Below are 17,034 nucleotides of genomic sequence, written 5' to 3' on the forward strand. Positions count from 1 at the left end.
CACTAGTCAACATGGGTATTAGAATACGGATAATTGGACATAAAAAAAGAGAAAAGCCTAAGCCTTTCTCTTCCTATTTTGTACCTTTAAGCATTAATGCTAAGTGAGCCCAGCTATTCAGCAAAAGGCGCGCTTTACCAATTAGATTTGCTCAACGAAACCCATTAGGTGCTTCTTCACTTCGTCTGAAGCAAAAGCACTCTCTACAGAGTACTTGTAGATCTCTGCGTAGTCTTCTTGTGTTAGACCGAACGTTTCACATACACGTTTCACTTCGTTAGTCATGGTTGTGTTCGACACAGTGCGGTTGTCTGTGTTGATCGTTACAACGATGCCGTCTTTCTTGAATTCAGCAATTGGGTGGTCGCTGAATTTGTGAATACATTTAGTTTGCACGTTACTTGTTGGGCAAGTTTCAAGCGCAACCTGCTTCTCTTTAACGATGTTGTACGCGTCTTCGTTACCTTGGATGTGGACACCGTGGCCGATACGCTCAGCGTCAAGCAGTGTGACTGCATCGTAAACGTTCTGACCATGCCATTGCTCACCTGCGTGAACCGTCACACGGTAGCCTTGTTCAATAGCGTATTGCGTGTACTCAGGGAATTCAGCGCAGAAGCCCGGCTTTTCACCGCCTGCAATATCAAACGCAACCACGCCTTTACCAAGGTATGGTTTACCAGCGTCGATTACATCTTTGATTGAGTCTTTCGGGAACATACGAAGTACAGACATGATGTAGTTGCCCTTAATGTCGTATTTCTCTTCTGCACGCTTCATGCCTTTAACCGCACTTGCGATGATTGCATCAAGAGACAAGCCCTTGTTTACGTGAAGAATCGGTGCAAAACGAACTTCTAGGTACTTAACGTTTTCTAGTGCTGCGTCTTCGTAAAGCTCAAAAGAGATACGCTCAATCGCTTCTTCCGTTTGCATCACTTGCAGTGGCAGGCTAAAGCAAGCTAGGTACTCATCAAGGTTTTTGCAATCTTCAGGCACTGTTAGAGACTTTACTACCGCTTCACGGTCTTCTGGAAGTTCGATTCCGTACTGTTTCGCCAGATCAATAATGGTGTCTGGACGAACACTTCCGTCTAGGTGGCAGTGCAGATCAATCTTAGGGAGTGCTAGAAAGTTCATGAGTATTCCTTAGGTCTATTATTTTTTGAGTTATTAACTCATAGGTTACATGGGCTTAAATTAACAAGTTTGTGATATGATTTAAAGTGACATAAAGTCATCATTAATCTGAATCTAAGGAATATCATGGTAGATGTTAAAAGCTTACTCAAATGTGATATGAATTTACTGCTGTGTTTACACGTGTTGCTTGAAGAGCGCAGCGTGAGCAAAACGGCAGAGCGATTGTTCCTTAGTCAGTCTGCGGTGAGTAAACAACTCACTAAGCTGCGTTCTTTGTTTGACGACCCTTTGTTTGAACGTGAGTCAAAAGGCCTGTTTCCAACACCGAAAGCCACCTCTTTAGCGCCTAAAATTCATCAAATCCTTCTGCAAGTTGAACAGCTAACCGTGCCGGACATTTTTGAGCCGAAAGACAGCGAACGTACTTTTAATATCGATCTTGTTGAAACCGCTTATACCGCGATTTACCCTAAATTTATGCCTAACGCGCTAGCAGATGCGCCGAACATTACGGTAAACAGCACTACTTGGAGCAGCGAAACCTTTAAGCGCTTACTAAAGCGTGAGGTCGATTTCGGGATTGGAATTTTTGAGCTCGATGAAAGGGCTAGCACCCACATTCAAAATATCCCTGCCGAGCTAAACCACGTCGAGTTGCTGCAAGATTACTCTGTGTGCTTGATGCGAAATGATCACCCAGTACTTCAAGAAGAGTGGAATCTGCAAGCCTTCCTTAAATACCGTCATATTCAGTTGGTGACCGGTGGCGTTGGCGACTGGTTGCTACTGGAAATCTTGCAAGCCAAACAGCTTCAAATTAACAAAGCCGCCAACGTGTCGGACATCACCAGCGCAGTAAAGCTGTGCAAACAAAGCGATTTGCTGATGTGTTATCCGTACAACTCGGTTCGTGACTATATTGAGAGTGGCGAACTGGTGATGAAGCCGATTCCTATTGAGTTGGTTCCCGGTGGTTTGTTTTTGCTTTGGCACCGTTACTTTGATTCTGAACCAAGCCACAAATGGCTTCGCGACCTCATAGTCAATAAGACCCAAGAACCTCAGCTGTAAACCGCGAGCTACGATGATCAAAACGGCGAAATAAGTTTTTTAAAATTTATTTCGTCTTTTTCGAATGAGCATCGTCTTATTACGGGTGCCAAATGCCCGCCAAGAATGAGATATCTAAATGAATTCAATGCCATCGATTCCGCAACAAGTCATTGAAGATGCTTGTGAGTGGGCAATTATGCACGGTGCGTCGTACTTTTGAACAGTTGAGCTGTCAGCTTTCATCGGGCGATAATCAACGCCTGCTATTGAAAGATGTCGGAGCTGTCGATGTGGTGTATCTAAGAGCTGGCTACCAGTATTCAGATTATTGGGCTCCAGAGCTAAATGAACCGGTGTGTTGCCATACGTTAAGTCAGACTCGCTTGTTTATGGAGCAACACCATGTCGCAATGAACGCGACCATCAGCCAGCAACTAGCGACCAGTAAAACCATGCAAATGCTGCTGACCATGATGCCAGCAACAGAATACGCCCGCTGGGGCTTAACGCTAGAAGAAACCGAACTGGTCAAGAGTGTCTTGGCCGATATGAAGCCAATAACTAGTGAGTCGATTGGATGGTTTAACACGCAAGCCAACAAGCAAGAATGGGTGCTAAAAAACCAAGGCGAGGGCGGAGGCCATTGTGTCTTTGGTGACGACATCAGCGAACAACTGAGCCTGCTTAAACCAGAAGGGTACGACGCGTGGGCATTGATGCAGCGCTTGTACCCGCATGAACGTGACGTGCCGACTATTGCAGTGCGTGACACTCAACAAACGCTCGTGACAGACTTAGTCAGCGAAGTGGGTTTGTTCACCGCTTACTTCAAAGGTGAACCAGTAACAGAGCTAGACGGCTACGCGGGTTACTTAATCCGCAGCAAACCCGCCAGCGAAAATGAAGGTGGAATCCACAGTGGAAAAGGGATTCTCGATTCGTTGGTGTTGATTGATTAGTTGAATCTGCATTAAAAAACCAGAACTCATGTTCTGGTTTTTTGTATCTGAGCTCAGTAAAACTTCAGAGTTTGGATAACAACAATCACGCCCCTAACTTGGTAAAGGCCAACGGGGTTTGTCCAGTTTGCTGTTTGAAAAAAGCGATAAACGCACTGTTGGATGAGAACTCTAGCAGATGAGCCACATCAACGACTTGTCGGTTTTCTGAGAGCAGTTCAATCGCTTTAAACAAGCGCCATTGCTGTCGCCACTCTTGGTAAGTCATGCCTGTTTCGGCTTTGAATAATCGAGTAATCGTTTTGGTGCTTGCGCCAACCGAGTTCGCTAATGTCGAGAGGGTTGGGGCAAGAAAGGAAGCGGTTCGGACTTGTTTGCAAAAGCTTTTAAAGCGGCGATCTGTCGGTAGTGGCAAGATAAACGAGTGTTGGTTAGCACTGTAAAACTCTTCCCAGAATAGGTTGGCGGTATTGGTGGTTTGCTCGCGGGCAACGTCCCAATCCCAGAAAGCCATCTTATTGATCAGGGCTTTTAAAAGCTCATTCACTTCCACAATTTCAATCGCTTCTGGGCAGGTGTAAATACTGCTATCAAAATAGAGCGACCGATAAGCAACCACATTGGTCATCTGCGCGCGATGTTTGGTATAAGGCGGGATCCACACGGCTTTAGTCGGCGGCAAAATGCAAATGGCGTTTTCTAAGGTCAAGGTGATGCAACCCTGCGGAGCATACAGCAACTGTCCTTTTACGTGGTGATGTATTCCTGAGTCATGCTGACCTAGCTCTGCCGCAATCCCTATTACGGGCGCAGGTAAGCTGTCTGCATCAAACTCAATGGTTTCGCTGATTAATGCCATTTGTCCCAATCTTGTTGTTTTTGGTTTTAATGTTGTTAACGAGCCAAGGTTAGTTTCCCCTAGACTCCTCGTCAAGTTCACTGGTCTTGGAAAAATGATGAAAACAAAACCTTCTTTATGGCAAATGGTGCTATTGCTGATGTTCCCTCAAATCGCAGAAACCATCTATAGCCCGACTCTGGATTCAATATCGAAATCCTTTGATGTGAGTTACGCACAAGCTGCTCAAACCCTATCGATTTACTTCTCTGCATTTGCGGTGGGTGTGGTGGTATGGGGCGTGTTAGCTGACAAGTGGGGGCGCCGACCAACCATGTTATTGGGCATGGGGTTATTCGCTTGTTCAGCACTCATTGCTATGCAAACCAATAGCTTTGTTTGGTTGATGATAGCCCGAGCCATGGGCGCTTTCGGGCTTGCGGTTGGCTCGGTTGTGACACAAACCATGTTGCGCGATGCCTTTAGCGGCGCGGAACTGGCCAAGGTGTTTGGTTACATGGGGATGGGGCTGTCGATTAGCCCAATCATCGGGCTGCTTCTTGGCGGTCAATTAAGCCAAGCGGGCGGGCATCAATATGTGTTTATTGCCCTGTTTATTATGGTGTTAGTGCTGTTGGCACATAGCCTATGGTCATTGCCTGAAACGCAACAATCTAAGCAGCCATTGCAGTTAAAGTCACTCAGTATTCACATGGTCAAAGATAGCGATATATGGATGTCTGCGTTGCTGGTCGCGTCGTTCAATATTGCACTGTTTTCCTATTATCAATTGGGTTCATTTGCCTTCATTCAACTTGGATTTAGCGTTGAGCAGTTTGGCTACAGCGGCATTGTGCTTGGGTTCGGGACTCTGTTGGGAAGCTTGGTGAACAAGACATTGTTGAAGAGACAAGTGTCTTCAATGTCTCTGATTGGTATCGCAGCAGGGCTTCAAACATTAGGTGCGGTGGGTGTGTATTTTTCACAACACACGATCTGGTTCTTGCTTCCAATGATGTTGGTGGTTATGGCGTTTGGCATTGCGATTCCCAATGTATTGAGCCGAGCGTTGGTACGTTACCAATCTCAAGCAGGAAGTGCAGGCGCACTGTTTGGTTTGATGTATTACACCTTGATCGGCTCAGGGCTCGCTTTAGCGGGAATGATTCAAGATCTAGGTGTGGTGTTGGTACTTTGTGGCGCGTTATCTGTGTTGGTGACGATACGCAGCCGACTCCAGCTTAAACGCTAAGTCTCTCATCTGTATTGATAAATTCCGTGTCCGGTTTGGCGCGGAATTTATCATTTCTTGGTGTGTAAATTTGGATATTGACAGGGGTAGAGTGATCGTTCTACTCTGTAGGTAGAACAATCATTCTACCCTTTGTCGGGTATTGAGAGAGCACTATGTTGAGAGAACAGATTGCAGCAAGCTTAGAGGTGGCATTTAGCCAGCAAGGTTTTGCTGAGCCGAGCGTTGCACAGCTGAAAACGGCGTGCGATGTAAGCCTAAGAACCTTGTATAAACATTTCCCTTCAAAAGAAGCGATGATCGTTGGTGCCTTGGAATATCGACACCAACGCTACTTAGATTTCTTGTTGGAAACGTCGCCTGAAAAGGGGCTCGCATCGGTTACTCATATCTTCAACAAGCTCCAACAATGGTTAGAAGAGTATGCGCCACATGGGTGCATGTCGATGAATGCGATGGCCGCGTTTCCCGATAATGAGCTTATCAGCCAAGCGGTTACACAGCATAAAGAACAAGTTCGTTTGCTAATAGGCAAGCAGAGCCTGCGAGAGGATCTCGCGACACCGCTGTTTTTACTTCATGAAGGCGTATCAAGCGCGTGGCCAGTCTTAGGCGAAGAAGCAGTGGCATCGGCACAGAATATGGTGACAAAATTACTCAAGGAAACAGTATGAATTTCGAGATACCAAAAACAATGAAAGGCGCAGAGATGCTAGGGCACGGCGGGGCAGAAATGCTTGGCTACCGTGAAGACATTGCTGTTCCAAAAATTGAGCCTAATGAAGTGCTGATCAAAGTCATGGCAGCAGGCGTTAATAATACTGACATCAACACGCGAATCGGTTGGTATGCAAAAAGTGATGATTCAGACGATGCCAGTTGGTCGGGTGAAGCGCTAAAGTTCCCTCGTATCCAAGGTGCTGACGTGTGTGGTTTTATCGTGGAAGTCGGCAATGAAGTCTCAGTTGACCGTATTGGTGAGCGTGTTCTGATTGAGCCTTGTTTGACCGAGGTTTATGGACAAGATCTACCACAGCCATGGTATTTCGGATCTGAATGCGATGGTGGTTTCGCTGAATACACCAAAGTAGCAGCTAAGCATGCTTACGCGGTGAACAGTTCTATGTCGGATGTTGAGCTAGCGTCTTTCCCATGTTCTTACTCAACAGCAGAGAACATGCTAACTCGTGCCAATGTGGCTGAAGGTGATCGCGTGCTTATCTCAGGTGCATCGGGCGGTGTGGGCTCTGCGGCTATTCAGCTAGCAAAAGCTCGCGGCGCGTATGTTATTGCCATCACTAGCCCAAGCAAGAACCAACAGTTACTTGAACTTGGCGCTGATGAAGTGATTGCCCGTGATGCAGATTTGGTTAACGCGCTAGGCGAAAGCAGCGTGAATGTGGTGATCGATTTAGTTGCTGGTGACAAGTGGCCAGAGTTTCTTGAAGTCCTAAAACCGCATGGCCGTTATGCTGTGTCTGGTGCGATTGGTGGTGCAATGGTTGAGCTTGATGTGCGAACTTTGTATCTCAAAGACCTCAGCTTTTTTGGTTGCACGGTTTTAGAACCGCAAGTATTCCAAAACTTGGTTAATCGTATCGAGAAACAGCAGATTGGCGCCATCGTTGCAGAGTCTTATCCGCTAGCCGATATCCATAAAGCGCAAGATGAGTTCTTAAAGAAAAAGCATGTTGGTAAGATCGTGTTGGAAGTGGCAGAGCGCTAGTTTTAGTCAGCTTCACGGTTTAGATTTATGTAAGAGCGAGCCAGTATCATGTGCTCGCTTTTTTGTTTCTGGCGAATACAGGAGGCCTAGTCTCGCAGGCTGTTGAGTAACAGATCCTATACAGTTGAAAAGTTAATGATTCATTTGTCACTGTGTGGTTTATGAATTAACTGTGCGATAATCACCGCCGTTATATATCCCTATCTATGTTGTATTCATCTAGGAGCCGTATTGATGTTTAAAAGGGTATTGCAGGCATTATTCTCACCTTTTGTTGATTCAAAAAACAAACCCTCTGCAGAGCCTGCCCAACAAGAGCAGCAGCAAACCGTTGCTACTGATTCTGTTCAGTCTTCAATCTTTGTTCCGCCGTCGTCCACTCAGCCATCATCATTAATCGTCGATAATACGCTTAGCCTTCACGATGGTGAGTTCCTTGATTATTTGTTTGGAGAGTCTCGCCTGCGAACCGAATCTGACCCGTTTAGCGATTTTGTCGCTTGCCAAGTCGAGCGTTTGATACGCTCCCCTAAAGTGTTACTCAATGAACTGCCAGTGATGCCAGCCTCTGTAACCACGTTAATAGCAGAATTACAGAGTGATGAGTTTGATGTCGATGCATTGTTAAGAGTGATTGAGCGAGAGCCGAGTATGGCTGCCGATGTGATTAAGTTGGCAAATAGCGCCTTTTACAAACGCAATGAAAAACAGGTTACCGACCTAAAAACAGCATTCCTAAATATGGGTTCTCAAGGGCTTGTTGAAGGAGTAGTGAATAGCTATATGAAGAACTTCACGCCGGGGAACAATATTTACTGGCGTCACTTCGGTGAGAAAATTTGGAATCACAGTGTTCAAACCGCGTCGTTTTCTAAGGAGTTGATGAAAGACTCTTCATCTCAAGAAGATCAAGCAGCGGCATACTTTGTTGGGTTAATTCGCAACTTAGGCAAGATGATCATTTTCCAGATGATGGTAGAAGCCTTCAAACATGTAGATCCTTCTGTTCCGCCTAACTCGTTGGCATTGAAGCGCCTGATGAACAGCTACTCTATTCGCCTGACTTACACCATTGCTAAGTTCTGGGAGCTGCCAGAGTCTGTGTTGACCGCAATTGGCTACCAAGAGTCGAGCCGATACGAATGCACACCACTTGGTCAAGCTGTGTTTGAAGCTAACTATTTGAGTGAGCTGTGCTATTTACTGGAAGAACAAACGATTGAAGTCGAGCAGTTTAAGCGCAGATGCAAAGAGACACTGATGTCTCCGGCTGCATACAAAGTGGCTAACCGTATCTATAAAGAGTCTGAATTATCGCTAGTGAGCTAACCCTTAGCCTATTCGACCTACGCTGTGACTGAACATAATGATTGGTTGCAGCTTGGTTGGGCTAGGTTGTGAAATACATTCAGCTACGAAATACGCTTACAAATGGCTAATCCACAGCTTGTCGAGTTCGCACCAACCGAAACCATTTACTTGTGCGCCGTGTATCTTTTCAGAAACCTCTAAGTTGAACGCCTCTTGCTTGAGCTCAACCACAACTCCAGATTCATGCAACCAATGCCGAAGCACCAACAGTGCATTCATTGCTAACTCAAAGTTGGGCTGGTTTGTTATTGAGGCTAAGCCTTGTTCGATTGTCTCTAGCATCTCAGAAGGTAAAGTTAATTCCTCAAACGGGAAGCGAGTGAAAAAGCTTAACCACGAAGTGAAGGTGTCGTTCTCATCAATAATACTGCACAGCGCGACGTCTTTGGTAGTTAGGTAGTGAGTTAGGTAGTGCCCATATTCCACGCTGGTTTTGTGGTCGCCAGACACTGACAACTGATCGAAAAGGGCTTGGCATTCAGAGGTGTCTTCAACGGTGAACTCACGAACGGTTGAAGACAACATCGGGCTTTGAATCTTAAAGAAGGTTGAGCCGAAATCCGGTTGGGAAGAATGGTCATCCCCACGCACGGTGGTCGTCTTCTCGGGCAGTTTCACGCACACCTGATTTTGAGCGCAGGCTTTGCTCTGTGCCCATTCCTGATAGACCCACAACTCGACTCGATTCAGAATCGGCGTGCTGTGTGAATAGGCGCTATTGCGGCTCAATCTCAACATCTTGCTTGAGAAGATGTCTAATGAGAACGCGCCAGATCCAATTAGCCTATCTGCCGGTGATGAGTGATCGAATACGGAGGCTTCAGCCCTAGCAAGTAGGCGCGGTAAATGCCAATCAGGTTGATTCAATTTCACGACAACCACATTGCCTGCCAAGACAGAGACCTCATCAATATGCTGATAACAGCGACGCCATATTTTGCTTTGGCAGAGCGAGTTTAGGCTGCGCGCTATGTCTTGAGGTTCGAGTGTTCGACCGTTATGAAAGTGAACACCATTACGAATCTGAAAGTGCCACTGTGTCGCATCTTGATTAGGCTGCCAATGATAAGCCAGATCGCCGCTGAGTTTGCCGTGCTTAACGGAGGTTAGGCGTTGGCAAACTTGCATAACTAAGAAACGTTCGGTGCGTCTAAGCACGCGTTGAGGGTGAAGCGCTTCGAGTTCTCGGTGAAACGGGATGTACGCGATATTCTGCGTCGACGGATTGGTATTGCTTAGAAAGGCTTGCAACTCAGTGCCAGCATTGCGGCCGTTGAAGCTCAAGGTGCTAAACACCTGTTCTATGTTGCCTGCGTCAGCTTGGGTTTGTGCGTATTGGTAACACGCCTCAATGGGTTCAACCAGACACGTGAGTTGTGCCTTCTTGCTGCGGCCTGAGCTAGCTTGCCACTCAATCCAGCCTTGTGCTGTCATCGCTTTGAGTAAGGTCTGAACGTGACGTTCACTCACGTGCAGCAGTGTGGCCAGTTGGTTGACCTGACAGTGTGATACTCCAGGCCCAAAAGCCTGAAATATCTTTTCATACAGTTCAAGCTTACGCTTAAGGTTGCCCAATTTGCTTTTCCTAACGACGAGGTTGAGTTAAATGTGAATAGCCAGAATCAATCAGTGCGTTTTCCATCGTATCGAGAACTCGAGAGGTTATCTCTGAGCTCAGGATATTCGATTCAGTTTTGCCTTGAAGCACCAAATCTGAAAAATGGTCGATTTCAAACTCGAATCCATTCCCTGTCACTCGGTAGTTAATGGTCGACTTTTTGCCTTGATGTTCAATCTCAATAAAGGCCGGATTCCACCATTTTTCGTGAATGGTGATTTTGGTTTCAGGTCCACTCAAGTGTGCTGATCGGGGAAGGTTTTGCACTGTTGATGCCGATATCTTACCGCTTATATCACCAGAGAATGTAAAGCATGCATTGGTATCAACATTCGCTCCCTCATAAAGACACGACATCTCTACCTGAGGTTTTGAAGGGTTTACACCCAGCGTTCGGCACAGATCGTAAAAGAACCAAAGCCCATAGACCCCAACATCGAGTGTTGCTCCGCCTGACAAATCCGGATTGAAGATAAACAAATCGGGCTCATAGTCATGATGGTTACCAAAGCTGGCTTCGATTGAATCTATCTGAATGTTGTTATCGACCAAGAATGATTGGAGCTCACGATATGCGGGAAACACCACGGTTTTCATTGCTTCTAACAGCATCACGCCATTTTGCTTCGCGAGAGCTTTCATCTCAAGCCAGTCAGCAAGGTTGGTAAAAGCCGGCTTCTCGACCAATACGTGCTTATTGTTCTTTAGAAACAGTTCGGCGAGTGGCTGGTGGTATGGGTGAACCGTAGCGATGTAAACCGCTTCAACACTTGGGTCATTCGCCATCTCTTCATAAGAACCATAAGCCTTGTCGCAAGCAAACTTGTTGGCGAACGTGGCTGCGCGTGAGTGATCTCTGGCGGCAACCGCATCAAGCTCACCATGCAGAGAGTGCTCTGTGACTGCGGTTGCGAATCGATTGGCGATATTGCCTAGCCCTGCGATGCCCCATTTTATTTTGCGTTGCGTGTCGCTCATCTGTTGCTCCAAATCGTTGTTTTGTATAAGTGTACTCAGAGGCGCCACATACAAATAGAGAACAGATTTCTCAACCTGTTCTCTATTTATTTTATTCTAGTTGAAGCTCAGGATTAGCTCTGTAGGGAGCGCTTCCAATCAGCTAGGGCTTGAATGTGTTTTGGTCCGATGCCACAACAGCCACCGACGATATTCGCACCCAATGCGTGCCAGCGTTTAGCGTAAGCTAAGTAACCTTGGCCATCCAGCTCGCGCATTTCTTGAAACATGTCATTAGCTTCATGTTCGCTGCTGATAGGAGCAAAGTTATTGGCGTAGACACCAATTTCTAAATCACGGCCTAGCTCATCGATCACTTTCTTAGCATCGATAATGGCTTGATCCATCACTTCAGGCACTGAGCAATTAAACATAATGCCTTTCGCGTTTGATTGGCAGGCAAGTTGGATTGAGTCTGTTACGCTCTCGCCAGAACGAATATTGGCAGAATCGCCCTTGGTGTCTTCCAAACTGAATGCGTAGTAACACGGCTTATCGGACTGCTTAAGAACCGCATGAATGGATTCGAACTCTTGCAGGCTGCAGATGGTTTCTGCTATCCAAAGGTCGATGTTTGGATCTTGGGCATCGTAAAGCGTTTGAATGATCGGCGTTGCTTCTTCTACCTTAAACAAGTCTGGTCGGTAGCTGCCAAATGGCGGTGGAATCGCGCCCGCCACTTTCACTGTGTGAGAAGCATTGTCTGCAACTGCTTTAGCCAGTTCGCCAGATAGCGCTGCTAATTCAAAACCTTGTTGCTTGAACAGTTCTTCACCCAAGTGAAAAGGCACACACGCGTAGCTATTGGTGATCAGGATTTCAGCACCTGCATCGACAAAGTTTTGATGTGCTTGGCTGACAAATTCGGGTGCTTCAATCAGCGCTTGAGCACTCCAAAGCGGTTGAGAAAATGGCGCGCCAATTTCTTTGAGTTCTCGGCCCATGCCGCCATCAAGTATGGTTAGTGTTTTCATATTCAATACTATCTAAACAATTGCTGAAGTTCTGCCGCCACCATATCAGACAACCTTGTCAGACAGAAGCCATCAAGCCAAGGTTCAACTATCGATGAGGGAGTTTCGTTATAAGCCGTCTAGCGGGCTAGTCGTGCCACTAAAGTGTTGCCCAATAACGTGAGTGTAAATCTGAGTTGTCTTAACATCACTGTGCCCCAGTAGCTCTTGAACCGTTCTGATATCGGAGCCTGACTTTAGAAGTTGCGTAGCAAAACTGTGCCTGAAAGTATGACAACTAATTCGCTTGTGGCGCAATTTATTAGAGTTAGTCGCCTTCTTCAGCGTTTTTCGGAGTACCGAATCATGTAGGTGGTGTCGGCATACGATCCCCGACTCAGAGTGTTGAGTGACGGATTTTGATGGGAATAGGTACATCCAAGCAAGTTGTCGATAGGCACTAGGGTATTTTTTACCTAATCGGTGAGGCAAAGATGGCCCAAACCCATTCAAGTTATCTTTAGCGAGCAGAACTGCAACTTGTGAAATTTTGTCTTGTATAGCTTCAGTGAGTGAAAAACTTAAAATTGTCACTCGGTCTTTATTTCCTTTCCCATTGTGAACAGTGAGAGACCCTTGTTTTAGATCTATATCTTGTACTCGAAGCCTCAGGCATTCCGATACTCTCAAACCTGAACCATACAACAAGCGAAAAAACAGTTGATATTTAGGATCTATTTCATTGATCACCGAGATAGCTTCCGCATGATTGAGTACGCTAGGAATTTTTCGAGACCGAGTCGCATAGCTAAACCCTAAGTCTCCTAGAGGTTGCTTAATAAATTGATTGTATAAATAGGCTAGAGTATTGAGAGCTACCTTTTGAGTATTGATGGCTACTTTTTGTTGATTAGCTAAATGAGAAAGAAAGGAGACAACTTCAGCGGCATGCATCTGTTCAGGGTGTTTAAGCTTATGAAAATGAATGAAGTATTTTATCCAGTAACAGTAGGCTTTGATTGTCTTGCGACTATAGCCTCGCATCGTCATATGTTCGCAAATTGCCTGCATGAATTGACTCGCCATATATTCCCCTCACAAAATCTGTACATACAGACAGTTTATTGCTTGTTGAATAATTAATGACTTAAAAAAGAGTGGTTTTTAACTCTGATTGAGCACGAATTTAACGAGAGGCTTATTTTAAATTATTGATTATACTGCAAATTTATGGTTGGTTAAGAATGAGGCCGAGCGTTACATAGTCGGCAATATGTGCTTGCACGTTTTCACACTTATTGTTTAGACCCACTTTTATATTAAATGCATAGCATTCAGTTGGTTATGAGTGACCTTTTTGATATGTTAAGCGGATGGATTCGTGCTTGCACAATATTAAAATGTTATAAGCTAATTTAGGGTATTTATGACTAGTGATGAAAAAATGGGAGTTCTTCTTTCTTTTAGTTTCCCATTATGTATAGGCTTAATTTGTGGGCTTTTAATATTTAATCCGTCTGATGGTTTTGTTACGTGGTTTGCATCTATTGATTGGGGAGCTCAAGGGGTTGCAAATGTAGGTGCTTGGGTTGCAGGAATAGCAACATCTTTAGCCGCCTTAGCTACGGCTTCGGCAGCTCGTTCATCAGCAAAGGCTGCTGAAGCCGCAACTCAATCGGCAAATCAGTGGAAACTTCATGCATCATACGATAAATATATTGATACAGGCGTTAAGGCTAGAATTAAGTTAAGGTGGATTGAAGCTCATTTGAATCATATGTGTGAAAACAGATTTCAGGTCTTTTTTGAGCAAGGCTCAAACTTTATGGTTGATAGTAATTCGAATGGAGTAGATGACTTTCTAAGTTGTTTGAAACCGGAATTTTCTAGTTCTGACTCAGCTGAAGTTCGTCGTTTTAATCAATACAAAGAAAAATTCAAATTTCAATCAGAACGTATCAATGAAATATATCCTGATACTTTTAACATTGTCGAAGAAACGTATGAGTTAAGTAAAAACCATGTGGGCTTATCTAATATAGAAAAAGACGTAATTTTAAAGGCTATTGAAGAATTTATGAGTCAAATAAAAATGATAGCTCATTTGTATGAAGCTATTATTGATTCAAGTGATGTAGATGACCGAACGAAAAAAGTTCATATTGATAGTTCTTTAAATTGTAACGACTCTAGTCGACATTATTATCGTTCAACCATATCTAACTTAAAATTAATTACAGGTTATATTGATTGCTTAGTTATTGACTCGGATTTAGAAAAATGGAACGAAACTAAATTGAATCATATAGCAGAAGAACAAGATATTTTTCGATTAATTACGAAGGATAATGGAGGCTATAGTGAAAATGTTATAAGTTCTATCGAGTTAAAGTTTGGACGCTTATAACAAATGCATCAACACGATTTGCTACATTCGGCATTCTAGATTTCTTTTGGTTTACCGTATTAAGTGGTAAGTTTAGGCTTGATTTGCATAGTAGCAAACGTGTTATGCAGGCGTTATACCCTAAAAGGTCAATTAAGGAAGAATATCTATGCTAAATCTGTTGAAAGTGGTTGTTATTACTAATCTATTAGCGGCTTTAATCGTATTCATTCTTTCCAAATATGTAGCCTTTTTCAACTCAACAAGTTTGATGGATTTTCTATTCTTTATCGTGATTATTATCTGGGGAATAGCTAGATTAACTTGGGATGGAAATAGCCAAAGTCGCAATTGGGCGCAAGACCCAGCTTCAAATAAAACAATGAAAATGGTTTCTAATCATGATTTTGAGTCTGATTTTCATGAACAAAAAAGGCTGAATTATCAGTTTGGTTTGGTTATGTTTATCTCAGGAATTCCAGCATTCTTAGGTAGTATTTTATTATTGGTTATTTCATAGTTTTGAGGGCGATTTTAGTACGGGTATAACAAAGCAATCAACACGATTTATTACATTCGGCGTTGTAGGTTTGTCTTTGGTTTCGGTGTTTAAGGCAGTAAAATTCAGCTAAGTCGGCGTAGTAATAAACGTGTTATTGCGGCGTTATAACACCTTAATAGGCTCCATCAAAAATATTAATATAAGGATTTAGTGTGAAAATAGTTGTACCTGAACTTCAAATTTCTAGTGATTGTGGATTTAGTCCTGATATAGATATTTTCAAACGAAAAGGTTTTGGTGAAAGGCTTGCTAACCTTGTTGAAAATTCAGGTGGAAGCCCTGTTATAGCATTAGACTCTGGCTGGGGAGAGGGTAAAAGCACATTTATAAAAATGTGGCGTGGTTACCTCGAGAATCACAGAGAACCAGAGATAAAATCTATTTATTTTGACGCTTTTGAAAATGATTATCAGAAGGACCCTTTTTTAACGTTGGCATCTGAAATTTACCAACTCATCACAGTCGAAGACGAAGAAACGAAGACCAAATTTAAAGATAAAGCAGCCAAGGCAGCAAAGTCTCTTGTAAGAGGGGCTTTGAAAGTGTCTGTCAAAGTAGGCACAGCAGGCATTGTTGATGGTAGTGCTGTTGATGTGGCAGAGAAAGAACTATCGAACTTGGTTGCTGATCAAGTCGATGACTTGATAAAAGAAAGATTTGAACACGCAGAAAAAGACAAGCTGGCTCTGAAAGAGTTTAGGAGTTATCTGTCAAATTTTGCTAATGAAGTTAATGGTGGTAAGCCGATCGTATTTATTATTGACGAACTTGATCGCTGTAAGCCTGATTTCGCTTTAGAGTTACTCGAACAAGTGAAGCACTTGTTCTCTGTTAAAGGTATAACCTTCCTTCTAGTTACTAATAGAGAGCAATTAGAAGAGTCAATTAAGTCCAAGTATGGTCAAGGAATCAACCCTACAAACTATCTTCACAAGTTTATCAATGTCTGGTTAACGATGCCTCGCGCTTCGGATGAATACAACGATAATGGTTATCAATTTTTGCAAAATGCTCTTTCTGGAATGAAAGAGGAAAATGAGGTTATAGTAAACACTGAGTCAGTCTCTGTTCTAAATGATATCGTTAAGTTTTATCAACCATCATTCAGAGAAATCGAGCGTATGCTATCTTATTTCTCTATCATAAATAATATGTTGGGTAGCCAACGCTACCTTGAAAATTATCAGTATATGATTTCTATGGTGTGTTACCTAAAAGCCTGTCAACCCAATTGCTTAAAAGTGGTAAATGGAAAATTAAACTCTAGCCATATAATCGAAGCTGCTAGGTTAGACGAAATTGACTCTTCAGCATCATATTATTCTCTTCAATATGTTAACAAGCTTGTACGCTTCGATTTAGCTGACGAAGATACACGAAAGCAAATGTTGGAAGAAAGGGAGATTCAAATAGATAGAATGGGGCGTACACCACAAAACTTGCTCAAAACTATCAGTTCATGGCTGTCGGAAATTAACCCTAGCTAGCGGTGTTATAACAAACGACTATGGCGTCAATGATTAATTTTTGGCTGTGTTTTCATCCCACATGGCGCCATCTCTGAGCATAGAGTTAAGTGTCACAACCATCTTTCGTACGCACGCGATTATTGCGACTTTTTTAGGTTTCCCAGCAGCTAAAAGTCGAGCATAAGTCGCTTTGAATATGGGGTTACATTGCATGGCTGACATCATCGCCATGTATAAAACGGTTCGTACTTGCGCTCGACCGCCTTGGATCACGCGCTTACCTTTGTAGCGCCCACTTTCGCGTGTTATTGGAGCGACACCAATCAGTGATGCTGCTTGTTTATTCGTGATGTAACCAAGTTCAGGTACGTTGCTAATTATTGATGCAGCGGCAATGTTTCCTATTCCTGGGACGCTTTGCAATATTGTGTTTTTAGCTTGGTATTCAGGGCTATCTTCAATGAGTTTAACGAGCTTTTCTTCTAACTTGGTGATTTGATTTTTTATCGTGGTTAGCATTGGTTTGATAGTCGGATGGAGAGAGGCGGGAAGTATCTGGATTCGGTTCTTTTCCATGGTTTGCATGGATAACAACTGGTTTCGGCGAATGACTAAGTCACTCATTAGGCGTATGTTTTTTGGCTTTATGACAGTAAGAGCTGGTTTGATTGCTTCTCCATAGTGAGC

General features: G+C 43.8%; 15 protein-coding genes and 1 pseudogene. 9 read left to right on the forward strand and 7 right to left on the reverse strand.

Translation table 11 applies throughout. From position 1 onward, the window contains the following. Positions 1 to 141: 141 nt before the first annotated feature. Positions 142 to 1,140: an adenosine deaminase gene (add, locus tag AB4486_RS07535; RefSeq protein ID WP_017071685.1), complete on the reverse strand. Its 999-nt coding sequence runs from the start codon at positions 1,138 to 1,140 to the stop codon at positions 142 to 144. A gap of 126 nt (positions 1,141 to 1,266) precedes the next feature. On the opposite strand from add, the gene AB4486_RS07540 reads away from it, so the two are divergent. Further along, complete coding sequence (locus AB4486_RS07540) at positions 1,267 to 2,214, forward strand: LysR family transcriptional regulator (protein ID WP_017061092.1); 948 nt, start codon at positions 1,267 to 1,269, stop codon at positions 2,212 to 2,214. Positions 2,215 to 2,396: 182 nt separating this feature from the next. Continuing rightward, positions 2,397 to 3,155: pseudogene (locus AB4486_RS07545) on the forward strand (glutathione synthase); the annotation flags it as partial. 85 nt (positions 3,156 to 3,240) lie between these two features. Here AB4486_RS07545 and AB4486_RS07550 read toward each other — a convergent pair. Then, positions 3,241 to 4,014 (reverse strand): helix-turn-helix domain-containing protein, encoded by a 774-nt coding sequence (locus AB4486_RS07550; protein ID WP_372116874.1) that lies wholly within the window; start codon positions 4,012 to 4,014, stop codon positions 3,241 to 3,243. Positions 4,015 to 4,111: 97 nt separating this feature from the next. On the opposite strand from AB4486_RS07550, the gene AB4486_RS07555 reads away from it, so the two are divergent. The 4 genes from AB4486_RS07555 to AB4486_RS07570 all read left to right on the forward strand — a co-directional run bounded on the left by AB4486_RS07555 (position 4,112) and on the right by AB4486_RS07570 (position 8,300). Then, a complete protein-coding gene (locus tag AB4486_RS07555; RefSeq protein ID WP_372116876.1) occupies positions 4,112 to 5,245 on the forward strand; it encodes a multidrug effflux MFS transporter in 1,134 nt (377 codons plus the stop codon). A gap of 155 nt (positions 5,246 to 5,400) precedes the next feature. Next, entirely contained in the window at positions 5,401 to 5,919 is a 519-nt protein-coding gene (locus tag AB4486_RS07560) for a TetR/AcrR family transcriptional regulator (RefSeq protein WP_017061096.1), read from the forward strand. Further along, a complete protein-coding gene (locus AB4486_RS07565) occupies positions 5,916 to 6,971 on the forward strand; it encodes an alcohol dehydrogenase family protein (protein WP_371725599.1) in 1,056 nt (351 codons plus the stop codon). Before AB4486_RS07560 ends, AB4486_RS07565 begins: the two co-directional genes overlap by 4 nt. A 234-nt stretch (positions 6,972 to 7,205) precedes the next feature. Beyond that, positions 7,206 to 8,300, forward strand: a complete 1,095-nt coding sequence (locus AB4486_RS07570) for an HDOD domain-containing protein (RefSeq protein WP_372116878.1) — start codon at positions 7,206 to 7,208, stop codon at positions 8,298 to 8,300. 96 nt (positions 8,301 to 8,396) lie between these two features. On the opposite strand, the gene AB4486_RS07575 is transcribed toward AB4486_RS07570, so the two are convergent. The 4 genes from AB4486_RS07575 to AB4486_RS07590 form a co-directional block, all read right to left on the reverse strand. After that, a complete protein-coding gene (locus AB4486_RS07575) occupies positions 8,397 to 9,917 on the reverse strand; it encodes an SgrR family transcriptional regulator (RefSeq protein ID WP_372116880.1) in 1,521 nt (506 codons plus the stop codon). 10 nt (positions 9,918 to 9,927) lie between these two features. Beyond that, positions 9,928 to 10,938, reverse strand: coding sequence for a Gfo/Idh/MocA family protein (locus AB4486_RS07580; RefSeq protein ID WP_372116882.1), 1,011 nt, complete (start codon positions 10,936 to 10,938; stop codon positions 9,928 to 9,930). Between the two features lie 113 nt (positions 10,939 to 11,051). Then, on the reverse strand, positions 11,052 to 11,951 hold the full coding sequence (locus tag AB4486_RS07585; protein ID WP_372116884.1) for a homocysteine S-methyltransferase family protein: 900 nt from the start codon (positions 11,949 to 11,951) through the stop codon (positions 11,052 to 11,054). 108 nt (positions 11,952 to 12,059) lie between these two features. Next, positions 12,060 to 13,016 carry an integron integrase gene (locus AB4486_RS07590; RefSeq protein WP_372116885.1) on the reverse strand — a complete coding sequence of 319 codons (957 nt, stop codon included), beginning with the start codon at positions 13,014 to 13,016 and terminating at the stop codon, positions 12,060 to 12,062. A gap of 340 nt (positions 13,017 to 13,356) precedes the next feature. Between AB4486_RS07590 and AB4486_RS07595 the strand changes: the two genes are divergently transcribed. The 3 genes from AB4486_RS07595 to AB4486_RS07605 all read left to right on the forward strand — a co-directional run bounded on the left by AB4486_RS07595 (position 13,357) and on the right by AB4486_RS07605 (position 16,365). Further along, positions 13,357 to 14,337 (forward strand): hypothetical protein, encoded by a 981-nt coding sequence (locus AB4486_RS07595; protein ID WP_372116886.1) that lies wholly within the window; start codon positions 13,357 to 13,359, stop codon positions 14,335 to 14,337. Positions 14,338 to 14,485: 148 nt separating this feature from the next. Beyond that, positions 14,486 to 14,836, forward strand: a complete 351-nt coding sequence (locus AB4486_RS07600) for a hypothetical protein (RefSeq protein WP_372116888.1) — start codon at positions 14,486 to 14,488, stop codon at positions 14,834 to 14,836. Between the two features lie 194 nt (positions 14,837 to 15,030). Then, positions 15,031 to 16,365, forward strand: a complete 1,335-nt coding sequence (locus tag AB4486_RS07605; protein ID WP_038899636.1) for a P-loop NTPase fold protein — start codon at positions 15,031 to 15,033, stop codon at positions 16,363 to 16,365. A 33-nt stretch (positions 16,366 to 16,398) separates the two neighbouring features. Here the strand turns inward: AB4486_RS07605 and AB4486_RS07610 are convergent. Then, a partial coding sequence (locus AB4486_RS07610; protein WP_372116889.1) for an IS110 family transposase occupies positions 16,399 to 17,034 on the reverse strand: 636 nt, incomplete at its 5' end.

This window comes from Vibrio sp. 10N.222.55.C6, from assembly GCF_041473395.1.
Taxonomy (GTDB): Bacteria; Pseudomonadota; Gammaproteobacteria; order Enterobacterales; family Vibrionaceae; genus Vibrio; species Vibrio crassostreae_C.

Bases quoted from the DNA above. Each gene is read 5' to 3' on its own strand.
- AB4486_RS07600 (WP_372116888.1), top strand. From the start codon at position 14,486: ATGCTAAATCTGTTGAAAGTGGTTGTTATTACTAATCTATTAGCGGCT.
- AB4486_RS07560 (WP_017061096.1), top strand. From the start codon at position 5,401: ATGTTGAGAGAACAGATTGCAGCAAGCTTAGAGGTGGCATTTAGCCAG.
- AB4486_RS07570 (WP_372116878.1), top strand. From the start codon at position 7,206: ATGTTTAAAAGGGTATTGCAGGCATTATTCTCACCTTTTGTTGATTCA.
- AB4486_RS07550 (WP_372116874.1), bottom strand. From the start codon at position 4,014: ATGGCATTAATCAGCGAAACCATTGAGTTTGATGCAGACAGCTTACCT.
- AB4486_RS07540 (WP_017061092.1), top strand. From the start codon at position 1,267: ATGGTAGATGTTAAAAGCTTACTCAAATGTGATATGAATTTACTGCTG.
- AB4486_RS07565 (WP_371725599.1), top strand. From the start codon at position 5,916: ATGAATTTCGAGATACCAAAAACAATGAAAGGCGCAGAGATGCTAGGG.
- add (WP_017071685.1), bottom strand. From the start codon at position 1,140: ATGAACTTTCTAGCACTCCCTAAGATTGATCTGCACTGCCACCTAGAC.
- AB4486_RS07580 (WP_372116882.1), bottom strand. From the start codon at position 10,938: ATGAGCGACACGCAACGCAAAATAAAATGGGGCATCGCAGGGCTAGGC.
- AB4486_RS07555 (WP_372116876.1), top strand. From the start codon at position 4,112: ATGAAAACAAAACCTTCTTTATGGCAAATGGTGCTATTGCTGATGTTC.
- AB4486_RS07585 (WP_372116884.1), bottom strand. From the start codon at position 11,951: ATGAAAACACTAACCATACTTGATGGCGGCATGGGCCGAGAACTCAAA.
- AB4486_RS07590 (WP_372116885.1), bottom strand. From the start codon at position 13,016: ATGGCGAGTCAATTCATGCAGGCAATTTGCGAACATATGACGATGCGA.
- AB4486_RS07595 (WP_372116886.1), top strand. From the start codon at position 13,357: ATGACTAGTGATGAAAAAATGGGAGTTCTTCTTTCTTTTAGTTTCCCA.